This is a genomic window from Cytobacillus sp. S13-E01 (assembly GCF_029193815.1).
Taxonomy (GTDB): Bacteria; Bacillota; Bacilli; order Bacillales; family Bacillaceae_L; genus Bacillus_BV.
Genome location: NZ_JARFVC010000014.1, coordinates 1 through 15,087, shown reverse-complemented (window position 1 = coordinate 15,087; position 15,087 = coordinate 1). Strand labels below are relative to the sequence as shown.

The 15,087-nt window shown below is 35.9% G+C and carries 16 protein-coding genes; 13 read left to right on the top strand and 3 right to left on the bottom strand.

Features of this window, described 5'->3' with window-relative positions:
• Positions 1 to 33 precede the first annotated feature (33 nt).
• Positions 34 to 693, top strand: a complete 660-nt coding sequence (gene phoU / locus PY093_RS10655; RefSeq protein WP_275645878.1) for a phosphate signaling complex protein PhoU — start codon at positions 34 to 36, stop codon at positions 691 to 693.
• Between the two features lie 102 nt (positions 694 to 795).
• Here phoU and PY093_RS10650 read toward each other — a convergent pair whose 3' ends face one another.
• Both PY093_RS10650 and PY093_RS10645 read right to left on the bottom strand, forming a co-directional pair.
• On the bottom strand, positions 796 to 1,260 hold the full coding sequence (locus tag PY093_RS10650; RefSeq protein ID WP_275645877.1) for a hypothetical protein: 465 nt from the start codon (positions 1,258 to 1,260) through the stop codon (positions 796 to 798).
• Positions 1,250 to 1,627, bottom strand: a complete 378-nt coding sequence (locus tag PY093_RS10645; RefSeq protein WP_275645876.1) for a hypothetical protein — start codon at positions 1,625 to 1,627, stop codon at positions 1,250 to 1,252. The genes PY093_RS10650 and PY093_RS10645 overlap by 11 nt, the downstream gene beginning before the upstream one ends.
• A gap of 162 nt (positions 1,628 to 1,789) precedes the next feature.
• On the opposite strand from PY093_RS10645, the gene PY093_RS10640 reads away from it, so the two are divergent.
• From PY093_RS10640 to PY093_RS10600, 9 genes are all read left to right on the top strand, one after another.
• A complete protein-coding gene (locus PY093_RS10640) occupies positions 1,790 to 2,299 on the top strand; it encodes a DUF4912 domain-containing protein (protein ID WP_275645875.1) in 510 nt (169 codons plus the stop codon).
• 14 nt (positions 2,300 to 2,313) lie between these two features.
• Positions 2,314 to 5,076, top strand: coding sequence for a 1,4-alpha-glucan branching protein domain-containing protein (locus PY093_RS10635; RefSeq protein WP_275645874.1), 2,763 nt, complete (start codon positions 2,314 to 2,316; stop codon positions 5,074 to 5,076).
• Positions 5,077 to 5,092: 16 nt separating this feature from the next.
• On the top strand, positions 5,093 to 6,316 hold the full coding sequence (locus PY093_RS10630; protein ID WP_275645873.1) for a nucleotidyltransferase family protein: 1,224 nt from the start codon (positions 5,093 to 5,095) through the stop codon (positions 6,314 to 6,316).
• A gap of 252 nt (positions 6,317 to 6,568) precedes the next feature.
• A complete protein-coding gene (gene rpmG, locus PY093_RS10625) occupies positions 6,569 to 6,718 on the top strand; it encodes a 50S ribosomal protein L33 (RefSeq protein ID WP_057998762.1) in 150 nt (49 codons plus the stop codon).
• Between the two features lie 102 nt (positions 6,719 to 6,820).
• On the top strand, positions 6,821 to 7,390 hold the full coding sequence (locus tag PY093_RS10620) for a 5-formyltetrahydrofolate cyclo-ligase (RefSeq protein WP_275645872.1): 570 nt from the start codon (positions 6,821 to 6,823) through the stop codon (positions 7,388 to 7,390).
• Positions 7,383 to 8,174, top strand: a complete 792-nt coding sequence (locus tag PY093_RS10615) for a DUF92 domain-containing protein (protein WP_275645871.1) — start codon at positions 7,383 to 7,385, stop codon at positions 8,172 to 8,174. Before PY093_RS10620 ends, PY093_RS10615 begins: the two co-directional genes overlap by 8 nt.
• A gap of 113 nt (positions 8,175 to 8,287) precedes the next feature.
• Positions 8,288 to 8,470, top strand: coding sequence for a hypothetical protein (locus tag PY093_RS10610; protein ID WP_275645870.1), 183 nt, complete (start codon positions 8,288 to 8,290; stop codon positions 8,468 to 8,470).
• 150 nt (positions 8,471 to 8,620) lie between these two features.
• Entirely contained in the window at positions 8,621 to 9,343 is a 723-nt protein-coding gene (locus PY093_RS10605) for an HAD family hydrolase (protein WP_275645869.1), read from the top strand.
• Positions 9,344 to 9,366: 23 nt separating this feature from the next.
• A complete protein-coding gene (locus PY093_RS10600; protein WP_275645868.1) occupies positions 9,367 to 10,560 on the top strand; it encodes a rhomboid family intramembrane serine protease in 1,194 nt (397 codons plus the stop codon).
• Here the strand turns inward: PY093_RS10600 and PY093_RS10595 are convergent.
• Positions 10,550 to 11,422 carry a hypothetical protein gene (locus PY093_RS10595; RefSeq protein WP_275645867.1) on the bottom strand — a complete coding sequence of 291 codons (873 nt, stop codon included), beginning with the start codon at positions 11,420 to 11,422 and terminating at the stop codon, positions 10,550 to 10,552. The genes PY093_RS10600 and PY093_RS10595 overlap by 11 nt on opposite strands.
• Positions 11,423 to 11,872: 450 nt before the next feature.
• On the opposite strand from PY093_RS10595, the gene PY093_RS10590 reads away from it, so the two are divergent.
• From PY093_RS10590 to PY093_RS10580, 3 genes are all read left to right on the top strand, one after another.
• Positions 11,873 to 13,339, top strand: a complete 1,467-nt coding sequence (locus PY093_RS10590) for a spore germination protein (protein ID WP_275645866.1) — start codon at positions 11,873 to 11,875, stop codon at positions 13,337 to 13,339.
• A 158-nt stretch (positions 13,340 to 13,497) separates the two neighbouring features.
• Positions 13,498 to 13,695, top strand: a complete 198-nt coding sequence (locus PY093_RS10585) for a YqgQ family protein (RefSeq protein WP_275645865.1) — start codon at positions 13,498 to 13,500, stop codon at positions 13,693 to 13,695.
• A gap of 121 nt (positions 13,696 to 13,816) precedes the next feature.
• Complete coding sequence (locus PY093_RS10580) at positions 13,817 to 14,779, top strand: ROK family glucokinase (RefSeq protein WP_275645864.1); 963 nt, start codon at positions 13,817 to 13,819, stop codon at positions 14,777 to 14,779.
• Positions 14,780 to 15,087 lie beyond the last annotated feature (308 nt).

Below are 15,087 nucleotides of genomic sequence, written 5' to 3'. Positions count from 1 at the left end.
AATAAATAACCATTACAAATGAGGTGTTAAATTATGGCAATTAGAAGCTCGTTTGACAAGGATTTGAAAAGGTTAAAAGATGATTTACTGGAAATGGTAACATTAGCAAAAAATTCAGTAGAGGATTCGGTAAAGGCTCTTGCAGATCTGGATTTTGAGAAGGCGAAACAAATTATCGAGGACGATGAAAAAATAAATCGATATGATGAAAAAATTAATAATCTTGTTGTCCAACTAATAGCGCAACAGCAGCCAGTTGCTACTGACTTGAGAAGGATCATTGCTGCATTAAAAATCTCTAATGATGTTGAAAGAATTGGAGATCTTGCTGTTAATATTTCAAAATCAATTCTGCATATTGGAAATGGGCCACTTATCAAACCCATAGTAGAAATTCCAAAAATGGCAAACATGGCACTTGAAATGTTAACAAGTGTAATTGAAGCTTATATTAATGAGGATCCTGTTTTAGCAAAAGAAACTGCTGCATCTGATGATCAGGTGGATGCATTATATGGGAAACTCACGCAAGAATTATTAGAATTAATGGCTAAAAACCCTCAGTACATTCATCAAGTAACACAATTAGCTTTTGTATGTAGATATATTGAAAGAATTGCAGACCATACTACAAATATGTCAGAGCATATAATATTTATGGTAAAAGCAAAGACATACGAACTAAATACGTAATAAAGAAAAATCTCCGAGTGGTGAAGACAGAAAGATAGTTGCGCTAATGATATAGATTCTTATTTAGCGTAAAAACTCTCAAGTAAGTGTGCTTGAGAGTTTTTAATTTGTTAACACATCGGCAATTGATTGAAAGCTCATATCACTATTTAATACAAATGAGCCAATCTGAATGGATGTATTCAAATTTTGGTCTGTTAAATACGCATCAAATTCGTTAGCATTTTCAATAATATTTTCTTTTTCTAGCAAATCAGCTATATCCATACTATTCATTCCGGCTTGTATCGTTAATGTGTAAGTGTAAATATTAATTTCATCCTGTTTTTTGTTCGGCTCTTTTGGGGGTGTCTCACTTTGTTCTTCGATTTTATCATTCTTGCTTTTAAGCTCTTCGTATTCTTGTTTTGATAAAACCACTAGATCCTCGCTCTTTATATAGTCTTGTATAACGTTTTTTATTACTTCTACTTCTTTTTGGTCAGCAGTAAAAAAATAGACTAACGAAAGTATAGCAGTAGAAAAAATAACACCAAGGGAAAATGCTCTTACACTATTAGTGGTCATAATTTTTATTCTGCCTTTTTGCGCGCTCTACTAGGAGCCTAACTTCCTCAGTAGGTAATGTTGAACCCTTCGCTATCTGTTCATATGACAACCCCTTATCGTACTGAGCAAGGAGCATATCCTGGTCTGTTTGAGCAATAGGGGCAGGAGGAATAGGGTCTAGACGTTTACCTAAATCTTGGTCGTTAATTAATAACTCCTCTTCAAGAACTTTAATCTTCTTCTTTAATTGATAGGATTCTTGCATCAATGTTAAAGATAGTTGGTCAACTTGTTCTTCAATCTCTTTGACTTTATCCTTTTTAAAGAATGATACTATTAAAAGGATAATTGAAAGGGATAGAAGACCAATTATTGTATACTCCATTTTTTTCACCTCAAGAAATAAATCTCTATGTTCTTTATACCATAATCAGCAATTTTCGACAATTTGCGTTTGTTGAGCGATAGTGAATGAAATGATACTATTAGAATAATTAATAGAGTCTAAAAAAATTGGGGTTACACGCAAAGAGGGTTGATCGATAACATGATTAAACATGGTAAACAAGGTAGTTTCATTGGAAGGGAAACTAGTAAAAAGATATGCAGCAGTCGTGATCTTCTTATGCTAATGGTACAAAATGAGTCAAGCCTTTATACTCATTGGGAAATTTCAATCGATAAGCAGTTGATGGTTCAATTACAGTTTAATAAAACATGGCGTGAGTTACAAAAAGTTATAAGGGTAGCAGATATAACTAAGGTAATTTACAATGGCGATAATGCTCATCGCTATGCGGAGTTTCCAATACCTGAACAAATGACAGATCTTTTTATTAAAAACGTTGAAAGCAACCGTACGTATATTGTTGAACTAGGTATACATACAGAAGAGGGTGTATTTTTTACATTATTACGTTCTAATTCAATTGCTACACCAAGTAATGATCTTAGACACAAAGTAAGGGAGATCCTAGACTGGAAAAGTGGGAGTGATTCTAAACCTATTTGGCATGAGAACTTCAGTACGTATTCTTATTATGAAAATACGAAATGATTAGGAGTGAAAAAATGACAGCTGTGTACACCACTCTCGTTTTACACGCACACCTCCCTTATATAAGACAACTTGGTGAAAATAAATTAGAAGAAAGATGGTTATATGAAGCAATGTCTGAAACATATATTCCTCTTTTATGGCATTTAGAAAAGAAAGAGCATCTTCAAAAATGGACGATCTCGTTTTCACCGCCTTTATTAGAAATGCTAGCAGATCCCCTTCTGCAAGCAAGATATCTATCATTTCTTGACAAGACACAATCCCTAATTAAAAAGGAAATCGCAAGAGCTACAGATAATCGGGAACTTCAGCTTGCCCACTTTTATGATAAACGTTATGAGAGGATTAAAGAACTATTTTTAAGATGGAACCAAAACCTTATATTCGGATTTAGACATTTTTTTAAGCTTGGAAAAATAGAATGTATAACAACATCCGCTTCACATGCTATTTTACCTTATCTTGCAACAACTCAGGGTGTTAAGGCACAGATTTTTGAAGGAATAAACACCTTTGAACGACATTTTGACACAAGACCAAGAGGGTTTTGGCTACCCGAGTGTGCGTACACACATGGACTAGATAAGATTTTATACAAAGAAGGCATTACTTATGCATTTGTTGACGAAGCAGCGATTTCACATGTAAGATCCAAATCCTCTAAAAATGTAGATTCACCAATTTATACGCCACACGGAGTTGTTTTATTCCCTAGAAATAATGATCTGACAAACACTGTGTGGAGCTCCCAAATAGGCTATCCAGGGGATCCTGATTACCGTGAGTTTTATCGGGATATAGGGTATGACAGGGAATGGGATTATATTAAACCCTATGTTCTAAAGGGAATTAGGGTAGATACAGGTTTGAAATATCACCGTGTAACTGGTAATGAACAAAAACAATTATATAATCGTGAAAAGGCAGAAATTAAAATTCGGCAACATCGTGACGATTTTTTTAAAAAGGTAGAGAGAGTTTTAGAATGGACAGGAAATCAATCCGATTTATTTTTGGTAGCTGTGCTCTCTTTTGATGCAGAACTGTTTGGACATTGGTGGTTTGAAGGTACAGATTGGCTGCATTCGATTCTTAGTGCTAAACAACAAAAAATTGAATTTATTACATGTACAGAGTTCTTGAAACGTCATAGTGAAGATTTGGAGACGTCATCTGTCTCTTTTTCAACATGGGGACGAAATGGTTTTGGAGATGTTTGGTTAAATGAGAAAAATGCTTGGATGTATCCTCATATACACAAAACAGAAATAGAGTTAGTAAATATTATCTCCGCATCTAGCGAAATAACGGACCTTGAAGAAAGAGCACTAAAGCAGCTTGTTCGAGAGTGGTTCTTACTAACAAGCAGTGACTGGTCGTTTATGATTGATGGTGGTCATTGTGTACAGTATGCGACAGAAAGATTCTTTCAACATTTAGCTAGGTTTAGGCAATTACACGAAAAATTATATGAAAACACCATCACAGATGAATTTATCACCAACTTGGAAAATGAGTATCCATTTTTAAAAAATGTGGAAATTGTGAGTTTTTTGTCACAAAATGAAGTGTACCTTGATTCAAGCACACAGAAAAAAGGGCTCCACATTGTAATTCTTTCATGGGAGTTTCCTCCATTAATAGTTGGCGGGCTAGCCAGGCATGTTTATGATTTATCAAGGGCCTTAGCGAAAATCGGACATACAGTCTATGTCGTTACAGCACATGTTGATGGTGCACCAAGCTATGAGGTAATAGAAGACGTGTATATATATAGAGTAGGAGCACTCCAACCATCTGCTGGGGATTTTCTACACTGGGTTGGAAGTTTAAATATGAGTCTAATAGATCAAGTGATTAAGCTATCACAAAGATATGAATTTGATATTATTCATAGTCATGATTGGTTAGTTGGGGTTGCTGGTATTTCGTTACAAAGAATCCTTGATAAACCATTAATTGCAACAATTCATGCAACAGAATATGGGAGGAATAACGGTCTTTATTCAAAAATAAACCACGATATTCATAAAAAGGAAAAGCAATTAGTTAGTGAAGCTAATTCTGTAATCGTATGTAGTAACTATATGAAGAAAGAGGTCAGAAGTTTATTTTCTGTTGAAAAAGAGAAAATAGTGGTTTTACCTAATGGTATAGATGAAAAGATGCTAGAAGCAGAACGCGACCCCTGTTTACTTGAAGAAAAGCTTGGTGCACCTTTTAGTCAGATGATTTTTTCAGTTGGAAGAATTGTAAGGGAAAAAGGCTTTGAAACGATCATTGATGCGGCACCATTAGTAATCAACAGATTTCCGAATATCTTGTTCGTGATTGCCGGCAAGGGGCCGATGCTCGAGCACTATCTTACATTAGTACAAGAGCGGGGCTTAGATAACAACATCAAGTTGATCGGTTTTATTAATGATAGTGAGAGAAATCTATTGTTTCAGCAATGTAACATAGCTGTTTTTCCAAGTCTATATGAGCCCTTTGGAATCGTTGCCTTGGAAGCAATGATTCATGGTAAACCAACAATCGTCTCTAATACGGGCGGGCTTAGCGAAATTATTGACGAAGGGATAACAGGACTTAAGATATATCCAGGTGATGCCCATAGTTTGGCTACAAACATCATATTACTGTTAGAAAATGAACAGCTTGCACGCACAATTGGAATAGCAGGCAAAGATAAAGTTAAAACGACTTATAAATGGGATCAAATTGCTAAAGATACGAGTGAGCTATATAAGGAGAAGGCTTTTAATCATCAATGAGTTAGGGGTTGAGATTATGAAAGGTGTCATTTTGGCTGGAGGACGTGGTAAAAGGTTAAGGCCCTTAACATGTAATTTACCAAAGCCTATGGTGCCCCTGCTCCATAAACCAGTTATGGAATATAGTATTGAATTATTAAAAAAACATGGAATAACGGAAATTGCGATTACTACACATTATTTAAGCAAAAGCATCCAAAATTATTTCGGTGATGGTAGCGAGTATGGAGTAACTTTACATTATTTTGATGAAGATAAGCCACTTGGAACAGCAGGATGCCTAAAAAGTGCACAGAACTTTTTAGATGAAACCTTTCTTGTAATAAGTGGTGATGCCCTTACTGATCTTAATTTAACAGAGGGAATTAAGTTCCATAAAGAAAAAGAATCGCTTCTTACAATCTTTTTAAAAAAAGTTGAGAATCCACTTGAATACGGTATAGTTATGACTGATTGCACTGGCAGAGTCCAAAGATTCATTGAAAAGCCAAAGTGGAGTGAAGTTTATACGCATACTGTAAATACTGGTATTTATGTCGTCAATCCAGCTATCTTTTCGTATTGGAAAAGCGGAACTTTTCAGGACTTTAGCTATGATTTGTTTCCAAAGCTGTTACATCATAACGAGAGATTATATGGGTTTGAAGGTGAAGGGTACTGGTCTGACGTTGGAAAAATTGATCGTTACATCCAAACTCAATTTGATATGCTAGATAACAAGGTAGATATTAAAATCCAGGGAGAAGAAAAATATCCTAGGGTCTGGGTAGGTACAAATGTTTCCATTGAAGAAGGTGCTCTGCTCGTTGGTCCTTTATTTATTGGTGCTAATACAGTTATTCGTACAGGAGCTAAGATAGATCCATATAGCATCATTGGTCAAGATAATCTTATCGAAGCAAATGCAAGTATCGAAAGAAGTATATGTTGGAACGATGTATACATTGGATCTTCCAGTAAATTGCAAGGTGTAACAATTGCAAATGATACACAAATTTCAAGTGAAGCCGTTCTGTGTGAACACTGTATAATTGGAGATCATTCTAAAATAGGTTATAAATCGTGGATCAAGCCTGGGGTAAAGGTTTGGTCAAACAAAGTAATCTTTGAAGAAGCAGTTATATCAACATCTCTAGTGCGGAGTAACAACAGAGGAAATAGAAACATCCGAATTAAGATAATGCCTAATAAATGGATAAATAGTAGTTCTAGATTAAAAAGAAACAAAAGGAACCTCTAAATGTATTGTTAGGAATGTAAACGAAAATAGTATTATGAAAAAAATAGACTGGTATTCCATATAGAAAAATGGTATGATGATTAAGTCTGATTGAGGCTTATTCTTATCCAGGCTCTTTTACAGTGTCCATCTTAGGATAGGAGCTCGTTAATAGCATGGATTGAATGGTTCAAACTCAAAATAAAAATCATCAGCAGATTCGCAATAATCTACCGATGAAGTTTCACTTTATATGTTTGGAGGGAAATAAAGATGCGTGTAAAAATCACTTTAGCTTGCACTGAAACTGGTGATCGTAACTATATTACAACAAAAAATAAGCGTAATAACCCAGATCGTCTTGAGGTTAAGAAATATAGCCCAAGATTAAAAAAGGTAACTCTTCACCGCGAAACAAAGTAAGCAGTAGGAATTTATTCCTGCTGTTTTTTTTGCCTAAAATAAAGATTGAGTTCTTTTAATTTGGTAATATTAAGGTAGGATATTTACAGGGGGGCAAGGCTCGTGATTACAAAAAAACAACTTCGTTCAGAGATGAAAAAGAAACTGTCTCTACTAAATGAACAAGCTTATACAATGCTATCGAAGAAAATTGCTGAAAATGTGTATAGATTAGATGAATGGAACCATGCTCAAGTGATTGGTCTAACTATATCAGGAAAGACTGAAGTTGATACATATAACCTTATTAATCGAGCATGGGAGGAAAACAAGCGTGTTGTTGTTCCGAAGTGTTATTCTGCCGATAAAACAATGACATTTCGAGAGATTACGTCATTTGAACAACTAGAAATTGTTTATTATGGACTTCGTGAGCCGATAGTTAATGAAACAACAGAAGTAAAGCAGCATGAGATTGATTTACTGTTTGTACCAGGTGTCTGTTTTACAAAAGCAGGGTTTAGATTAGGGCATGGTGGTGGTTATTATGATAGGTACTTAGCTACTTTTAAGGGAGAAACAATCTCTCTGGTATTTCCAATTCAACTAATTGAGGATATACCGATCGAACCCTTTGACATACCTGTTCAAAAAATTATTACAAGTGAACACGTGATTAACTGCAATGGCTGAGCTAGCTATTCCATTCATTCTCTCAGTTGTAGTGGCATATATAGGATTTAAGCTGCGCTCGTTAACAACTTCTGGAGCTGTCGCCACAGTTGGTGTAGGTATTGCCGTATCAGTTGGCTTTGGCTATTTGGGTTTAGGACTTTTAGGTGCATTTTTTGCAAGCTCAAGTCTTTGGAGTAAATTTAAAAGTGAAAGTAAATCCAATTTATTAAATAAAGTAGAAAAAGGTGAACAACGAGATCATGTGCAAGTTTTGGCAAACGGAAGTGTTCCCGCCTTTACGAGCATTTTGTATGTACTATTCCCATCTGATATTTGGTTTTATGCCTTTATCGCCTCGATTGCAGCAGCCAATTCGGATACATGGGCTTCTGAGCTAGGATCGTTAAGTCGATCAAAACCATTTTTGATATCGAATTTTAAGAGAGTTGACCCTGGTACATCTGGTGCTGTATCACTTTTAGGTACATTTGCAGGCTTGGCAGGATCGTTGTTTATATGTGTGTTAGCGGTATTATTTTGGTTTGATATTCCTATCCTACTAATTGTTCTGTTAATCGTCGTTGGGTTTCTAGGCAATGTGATAGATACTGTACTTGGCGTGTCAATACAAGTGAGTTATACATGTTCAGTATGTAAATTGGAAACTGAAAAACTGAATCACTGTCAACTCAGAACCAACTACTATAAAGGTATCCGATTTTTTAATAACGATTTAGTTAATCTCTTATCCATTTTATTTGCAGCAATCCTTGGAGGGGTATTACCTCTCTTAATACAGTAACTGTTATCTTATACCTGAATCTTGTTTATATCGTTTAGTCCTCGTTACCAATTTTAATTTTGGATAAAAAAATGCAAAGTATCAAAAAGTAATGGTAGGAGGGATGATTTGTAATGTTGAATGGACTAACACGCTTATTAGTTATGCTTGGTGGCTTTTATGCTATTTACCGTTACCGTTACAAGATTATGAATGGTATACTTGGCAATTCGATGATGAGAAAAACAGTCGTTTCACTTGCAATGAATATACCTTTTATCCGTGATAAGTTCATGAAGCAAGCCTTTCGTTACTAAATATGGATAAAGAGAATGGCTTTCGAATAGATGGTATTAGGGCAATAATCCTTAAGCTACTATCTGTTCGAGAGCCTTATTTATAGAAAACACTGTTCATATTTCTTTTTTCACTACATAAAACTGATATAATTTAAATGAGGTAAAAGGATGAATTGGGATGTCATTTGCTTTGACCTAGACAATACGTTATATAATTACGAAATGACTTTTGAAAAAACGATTGAATTTTGTTTTGAAATCCTATCTGATCAGTATGGTTATCCAGCGGACCTATCATTTGACCATTGGTTTCCGGTATTTAAATATTATTGTGATTTGTATTGGCCAATGTATACAACAAGAGTCATGACAAGGGATCAATATCGGCAAAAGAGATATCTTGATTCGTTAAAGGAATTTCATGTTAAAGCAGACAACGAACATGCACAACGTCTGCAAGCCCTCTTTAATAAAAATGTTCATCATTTCGTGGTTCATTTTGATGGCATGAAATCTTTTTTAGAAGAACTTAAATACGGTCACCAAAAAATTGGCGTAATAACAAATGGTAAAACTGAAATACAATATAACAAGCTAAAAAAATTAGGATTTCTACCTTTTTTTCAAGAAAATGACATCATTATTTCAGATTCTGTGAATGCCTCAAAGCCTGGCACTACTATTTTTAAAATAGCAGAGCAACGGATTGGAAATGAAAACGATCGATTTCTTTATATAGGTGATTCATGGGAGTTGGATATTGAAGGTGCTAGAAACGCAAAGTGGGATGCGATCTATTTTAATTCAAGACATGAGAAAATGAATTATAAAGATAAGATGATTAAAGAAGTAACCTCTATCGAGGGACTTATAAAAGCAGTAACAAATTAATGGTGTGGGCAGGGGGAAGCCTGATGGTAATAAGACAAGATTATACATTTTGGCGGATAATACACAATTTAGTCTTGGATAAAGAATACCGAGTTTTGCAGATTTCACCCAATCAACAAGAAGTGTGGCTAGAATCGTCTGAAAAACATTTGCCAAATATTATCCGTATTCTTAGACATGACCTGGATTGGGGTAACTGGATGCAACATGACATGGAAAGAACCTTGAACAATGTGGAAAATGTAGGTCGAAAGCTTGGTAGAAAAAATATCGACGCTGTTAACATTTACGTATCTACTTATCCACCCGTCGATAATTGGCGGTTTCGATTGGAAAAACCTCTTAGTAAAAAAGGACATCGTACTAAAACGGTTCTCCAAACATTTCTTCTACACGCAGATACGCCAGATGCCCAAGATATAGATAAACTGACAGAAATGTTAAAAATAAAGGATATTCTAGATATAGATACACCTTTGTTTGATAGTAGTAAACTTGAACTACTAAAACAAGAAGTACTGGTAGCTACCCAAAAAAGAATAAAATTGGAGCAAAGGATATTTCAAAATGGGAAGCCTTTTTTTACTTATTTCTTTATAACGCTTCAGCTACTTATGTTTTTTCTTTTAGAGATTAGCGGAGGTAGTACTAATGTTTCAACCTTAATTAAGTTTGGAGCTAAGGAAAACAGTCTAATAATTGCTGGGGAATGGTGGCGATTCTTCACACCAATTATTTTACATATAGGATTTTTCCATTTAGTTATGAACACACTTGCGCTCTATTTTTTAGGAAGTGCCGTTGAACGTATCTTTGGCCGAACACGCTTTTTAGTTGTCTATTTGCTTGCTGGCTTCTCAGGCAGTCTAGCGAGTTTTATCTTTAGTCCTGTTATTTCTGCTGGTGCATCTGGAGCGATATTTGGTTGTTTTGGAGCCTTACTATACTTTGGTTTTGTTCACCCAAAATTATTTTTTAGAACGATGGGTTCGAATGTCATTGCGATCATATTACTCAATCTGGCATTTGGTTTTATTGTTCCTGGTATTGACAATGCTGGTCATATCGGGGGACTTATAGGAGGTTTCTTAGCATCCAGCATAATCGCCCTACCAAATAATAAAGCAGTGCTTTCAAGAATTCTTGGATTGGTTGTGACTATCATACTTATAGTAGCGCTCTTAAATATGGGCTATAACATGCAACCTAATCCCTAATGTATTGAATCAACTGAATGGGTTCACCATCACTCGTTTCTGTTAATACAAAAAGATGTGAATAATTCTTATGTAGTAGAACTAATGGTATGATACTACCGATTGGTTCGACAACAGAGCCATCACTTTTTTTAATACCTAGGAAATAATTTTTGTAAAGTCCCTCCCAAAGTAAACCAATTGTCTTCTGGGACTTTTCAATACCCATAGTAAACAATGGTTTATCGTTGTAGCTAACTAATTCAACGAGCGGGATACTGTAGTAGTCATTACTATCAATATTAAAATGTTTTTTTAAGTTTTCCCAGCTATACTCTAATTGCTGATTCACCGTATTGTCTAAAACTTGTTTCCACTCCTTCTGATTTTCTGTTTCGGGAACCCGAAAAGATGAAAGTGTGCTAAAGGAAGAGTCAATTACATAAAGTTCATCTCCACTCATTCTCTGTGAACTTTTAATTTCATCCTCCTGATGTATTTCTCCATAATGATATGAAGTAGCGATTAAATGGCTACTATCTTCACCACTAACCTTCGTATACTGGGCAATTTTTTCACTGTTATCTTCCCATTCAGAAAGTTTAGCTTTTAGACGACCATTTGAAAATAGTAAGGATAAATCTTGCCTTAAATAAGCTTCTTTGTTTAAGACTGATTCTACTTCCCATTGCACTTCATACTCATCATTATCTTTATTACCTTGCAAGGATAATGTTGTAATTGCTTCATTAAAGGTCGCTTGTGGGTCGAGTGGGAAAAAGATAATGCTTTCTTTTGTTGGGTCCTCCGTCGCTATATACAGGCCTATAGCGACAACACTTGAAAAAATTAAAATCGAAACGAATAAACTAATCTTCCTCACATATACCCCTCCATAATGGACAGCCTTTCTATCAAATTATGAAAGAGTTAAAGAAAATATGAAATTTAAAATTGTTTATCTAGCAACTACACCAAATTTAAAGTTACCAAACCAATCAAACAACGCTATGAAGTTTAGCATTATAGGTATGTTTTTCCAACATTAAGTCAAAGATGGATTTGTAGGAAATGAGTATATAACAGAAAAGCGCAGAGTGCCCGTTCAGCGACGTATGGACTGGACTGAGCTGACTGAGATAAAGGAAACACGGAGAGCGATAGCGATCCGATGTTGACTTATCGTAGGGAGGCGAGGGAAGTCCACTAGTCGCTGGCGCTCGGAGCTAGACACAAGGTTCGAATTTTATACTTTCGTTGCTTTAAAAAATAAGTATACTCTGTATGAATTGTACCCTTCTTTCTTTGCAAAAGGCGATTGGAGTGAAATATTATGGGAACTGAGCAGCAGCCGAAACATCCTGTTTCTGTAAAGCTTGAGACTAATACAAGCTATCTAAAGGAAAGACTGGGTGTTGATAAGAGTTTTGATGTAATCCAGATTGATTTGAAATATGCGGGCAGAAATATGTCGATGTTCTTAATCGATGGCTTTGTAAAGGACGACATTCTTCATCTATTAATGAAATTTTTGGCTGAACTAAAGGAAGATAGCTTAAAAGATAAACCCTTAGAAAAGATGCTAAAAACATATATTCCATATGTAGAGGTTGATAAAACAGATGATCTGGATAAAGTCGTAGATGCTGTACTTGCAGGTCCAACTGCATTAGTTATTGATGGAATAGATCAGGTTATCTTAATTGATGCTCGTACATACCCAGTTAGAGGACCACAGGAACCAGATACAGAAAGAGTAGTTAGAGGTTCAAGAGACGGATATGTTGAAACAATTGTTTTTAATACGGCTTTAACGAGAAGACGAATACGAGATCGTTCTCTAAGAATGGAGTATATGCAAGTTGGTAGACGTTCTAAGACCGATATAGTTATTTGTTATATTGAGGACATTGCGGACCCAGACCACGTAAGAGAAGTGAAAAAATCGATTGATAAAATAGATACAGATGGGTTGCCGATGGCAGAGAAAACCATTGAAGAATTTATATCAGGGCGCCACTGGAATCCATATCCAGTTGTCCGCTATACGGAAAGACCTGATACTGCAGCATCACATCTCTATGAAGGTCATGTAATAATTATGGTGGATGGTTCTCCAAGTGTATTAATTACACCGACCACATTTTGGCATCATTTGCAGCATGCAGAAGAGTATAGAAACAAGCCTGTAATAGGCGCTTATTTACGTTTAGTTCGCTTTATTGCTGTATGGGCGTCATTATTCATGTTACCAATTTGGTATTTATTTTCGACACACCCCGAGCTATTACCAGAACGAATGAGTTTTATTGGACCAAATGAAACGGGTCAAATACCATTATTTCTTCAGTTTATGTTTATTGAAATAGGGCTAGATATGTTAAGGATGGCCGCCATACATACCCCGTCATCCCTTGCCACGGCATTAGGATTAGTTGCCGCTTTATTAATCGGGCAAGTTGCTGTAGAAGTTGGCCTATTTACAAATGAAGTCGTCCTTTATTTTGCTGTGGTTGCGATTGGGACCTTTGCTACACCGAGCTATGAATTAGGTTTAGCAAATCGAATATTTAGGATTATTTTCCTAATTGCAGCTGCATCCTTTGGAGTAGCGGGCTTTGTTATTGCGGTTACCCTATGGATTGTGATGATATCTAGAATGAAATCCTTTAACGTTCCATATTTTTGGCCGTTTATGCCGTTTTCATATCGAGCCTTCCGTTCTGTTTTATTTCGATCCCCAATTCCGTTGAAAAATAGAAGGCCAAGTGTATTACATCCTGAAGATCCAGATCGCTAAGAGTGTCAGCTTTTGACGCTCTTTTTTATAATTCCTTATACTTGCATAAGTCCACTTTTTCTTATACTCTTATTGAGTAGAATTCTAATAGGATGATCGTTTTTTACGTACACATGCTTTTTAACAATAGAAGAAACATGTCATAAAAGGGTGAGGCTATGAAAAGTATATACGATATTCGAGAACTTCTAAAAAAATATGGAACCTTTATTTACATTGGCGACCGTTTAGCCGACCTTGAATTAATGGAAGAGGAGCTAAGAGAACTATATAAATCCCAGTTCATAGAAACGAAAGATTTCCAAATGGGACTTTTGTTGCTTCGTCATGAAATCGAAAAGGAAAAAGAAAGATAAAGGAAAATTCCCCTCAGTGGGGATCTAGTCTTACTGCCTGTTAATGTGGGATTAAAAAAATCACAATGATTGATAGTTCAAAAGTCTTATTTTGAACATCTTTTAAAAGGAATGAACAAAGATGAATGAGAAATGGCTAGTTGGCGTAGATCTTGGTGGGACAACCATCAAAATGGCATTTATTAATCCGTATGGCGAAATTATTACAAAATGGGAAATTGTTACGAATAAATTACAAATTACGACAGATATTGCAAAAGCAATTGATGCTAAATTGGACGAAATGAGCCAACCTAAAAGTAAAATAGTCGGAATCGGTATGGGTGCCCCAGGACCAGTCAATATGGAAACAGGTCTTATCTATGAGGCAGTTAATTTAGGGTGGAAAGACTTCCCATTAAAGGATCTTCTAGAGGTAGAAACAGGGCTTCCTGTTGTTGTCGATAATGATGCAAATATTGCAGCTATCGGGGAAATGTGGAAGGGTGCGGGAGAAGGTTCAAAGGATTTAATTTGTGTGACATTAGGAACGGGTGTTGGTGGTGGTATTATTGCAAATGGAGAAATTGTTCATGGTGTAAATGGAGCAGGTGGAGAAATTGGTCATATAACATCTATTCCCGAAGGTGGAATACAATGTAATTGTGGAAAAACTGGTTGCTTAGAAACAATAGCTTCCGCAACAGGGATTGTTAGATTAGCGGTTGAACTTCTCCAAACCAGTTCAAAAGAAAGCGTATTACGTCAGGAGTTTGACCAGAAGGGCTCCCTCACATCTAAAGCTGTTTTTGATGCAGTAAAGCAAAATGACGAACTTGCTTTAAAGGTTTTAAAAACGATAAGCATTCACCTTGGTCTTGCACTAGCAAATCTTGCCAATGGGCTTAACCCTGAAAAAATCGTTCTAGGTGGCGGTGTTTCTAAGGCTGGAGACATTTTAGTGGAGTCAGTAACTGAACAATTTAGACGATTTACTTTCCCACGTGTGGGCGAAAGTGCTTCCATCTCAATTGCTACTCTCGGTAATGATGCTGGTGTAATCGGCGGGGCATGGTTAGCAAAGACAAGACTATTAAAGGGTTAATTATGTATCAAAGGAGACTTCAGAAAGGGTAATTTGACCTAATGAAGTCTCTTTGTTATAGAAATAGCCCGTAAAACCACGCGGGCTTGCCCCGTGGATGTAAGGGCTTCGCTCAAGGGTAGTCTTCGGACTGCCCTATTTGAGCGACTTTCTTTCAAAATATGTATTGAGAACATACATTCCTGTGTGGTAAAATTCACATATAGAGTTTTGATTTTAAGATTTTAAGGTGAAAAATGAGCGAATACAATAGATTAAATCATTGTAAATTCCTTATCCAATACCATATTATATGGTGTCCAAAGTTT

Excerpts from the sequence above, each read along its gene's own strand:
- PY093_RS10590 (WP_275645866.1), top strand. The coding sequence starts at position 11,873 with ATGGGAACTGAGCAGCAGCCGAAACATCCTGTTTCTGTAAAGCTTGAG.
- PY093_RS10650 (WP_275645877.1), bottom strand. The coding sequence starts at position 1,260 with ATGACCACTAATAGTGTAAGAGCATTTTCCCTTGGTGTTATTTTTTCT.
- PY093_RS10640 (WP_275645875.1), top strand. The coding sequence starts at position 1,790 with ATGATTAAACATGGTAAACAAGGTAGTTTCATTGGAAGGGAAACTAGT.
- PY093_RS10610 (WP_275645870.1), top strand. The coding sequence starts at position 8,288 with ATGTTGAATGGACTAACACGCTTATTAGTTATGCTTGGTGGCTTTTAT.
- PY093_RS10585 (WP_275645865.1), top strand. The coding sequence starts at position 13,498 with ATGAAAAGTATATACGATATTCGAGAACTTCTAAAAAAATATGGAACC.
- PY093_RS10600 (WP_275645868.1), top strand. The coding sequence starts at position 9,367 with ATGGTAATAAGACAAGATTATACATTTTGGCGGATAATACACAATTTA.
- PY093_RS10580 (WP_275645864.1), top strand. The coding sequence starts at position 13,817 with ATGAATGAGAAATGGCTAGTTGGCGTAGATCTTGGTGGGACAACCATC.
- PY093_RS10605 (WP_275645869.1), top strand. The coding sequence starts at position 8,621 with ATGAATTGGGATGTCATTTGCTTTGACCTAGACAATACGTTATATAAT.
- PY093_RS10635 (WP_275645874.1), top strand. The coding sequence starts at position 2,314 with ATGACAGCTGTGTACACCACTCTCGTTTTACACGCACACCTCCCTTAT.
- PY093_RS10645 (WP_275645876.1), bottom strand. The coding sequence starts at position 1,627 with ATGGAGTATACAATAATTGGTCTTCTATCCCTTTCAATTATCCTTTTA.
- phoU (WP_275645878.1), top strand. The coding sequence starts at position 34 with ATGGCAATTAGAAGCTCGTTTGACAAGGATTTGAAAAGGTTAAAAGAT.
- PY093_RS10615 (WP_275645871.1), top strand. The coding sequence starts at position 7,383 with ATGGCTGAGCTAGCTATTCCATTCATTCTCTCAGTTGTAGTGGCATAT.
- PY093_RS10630 (WP_275645873.1), top strand. The coding sequence starts at position 5,093 with ATGAAAGGTGTCATTTTGGCTGGAGGACGTGGTAAAAGGTTAAGGCCC.
- rpmG (WP_057998762.1), top strand. The coding sequence starts at position 6,569 with ATGCGTGTAAAAATCACTTTAGCTTGCACTGAAACTGGTGATCGTAAC.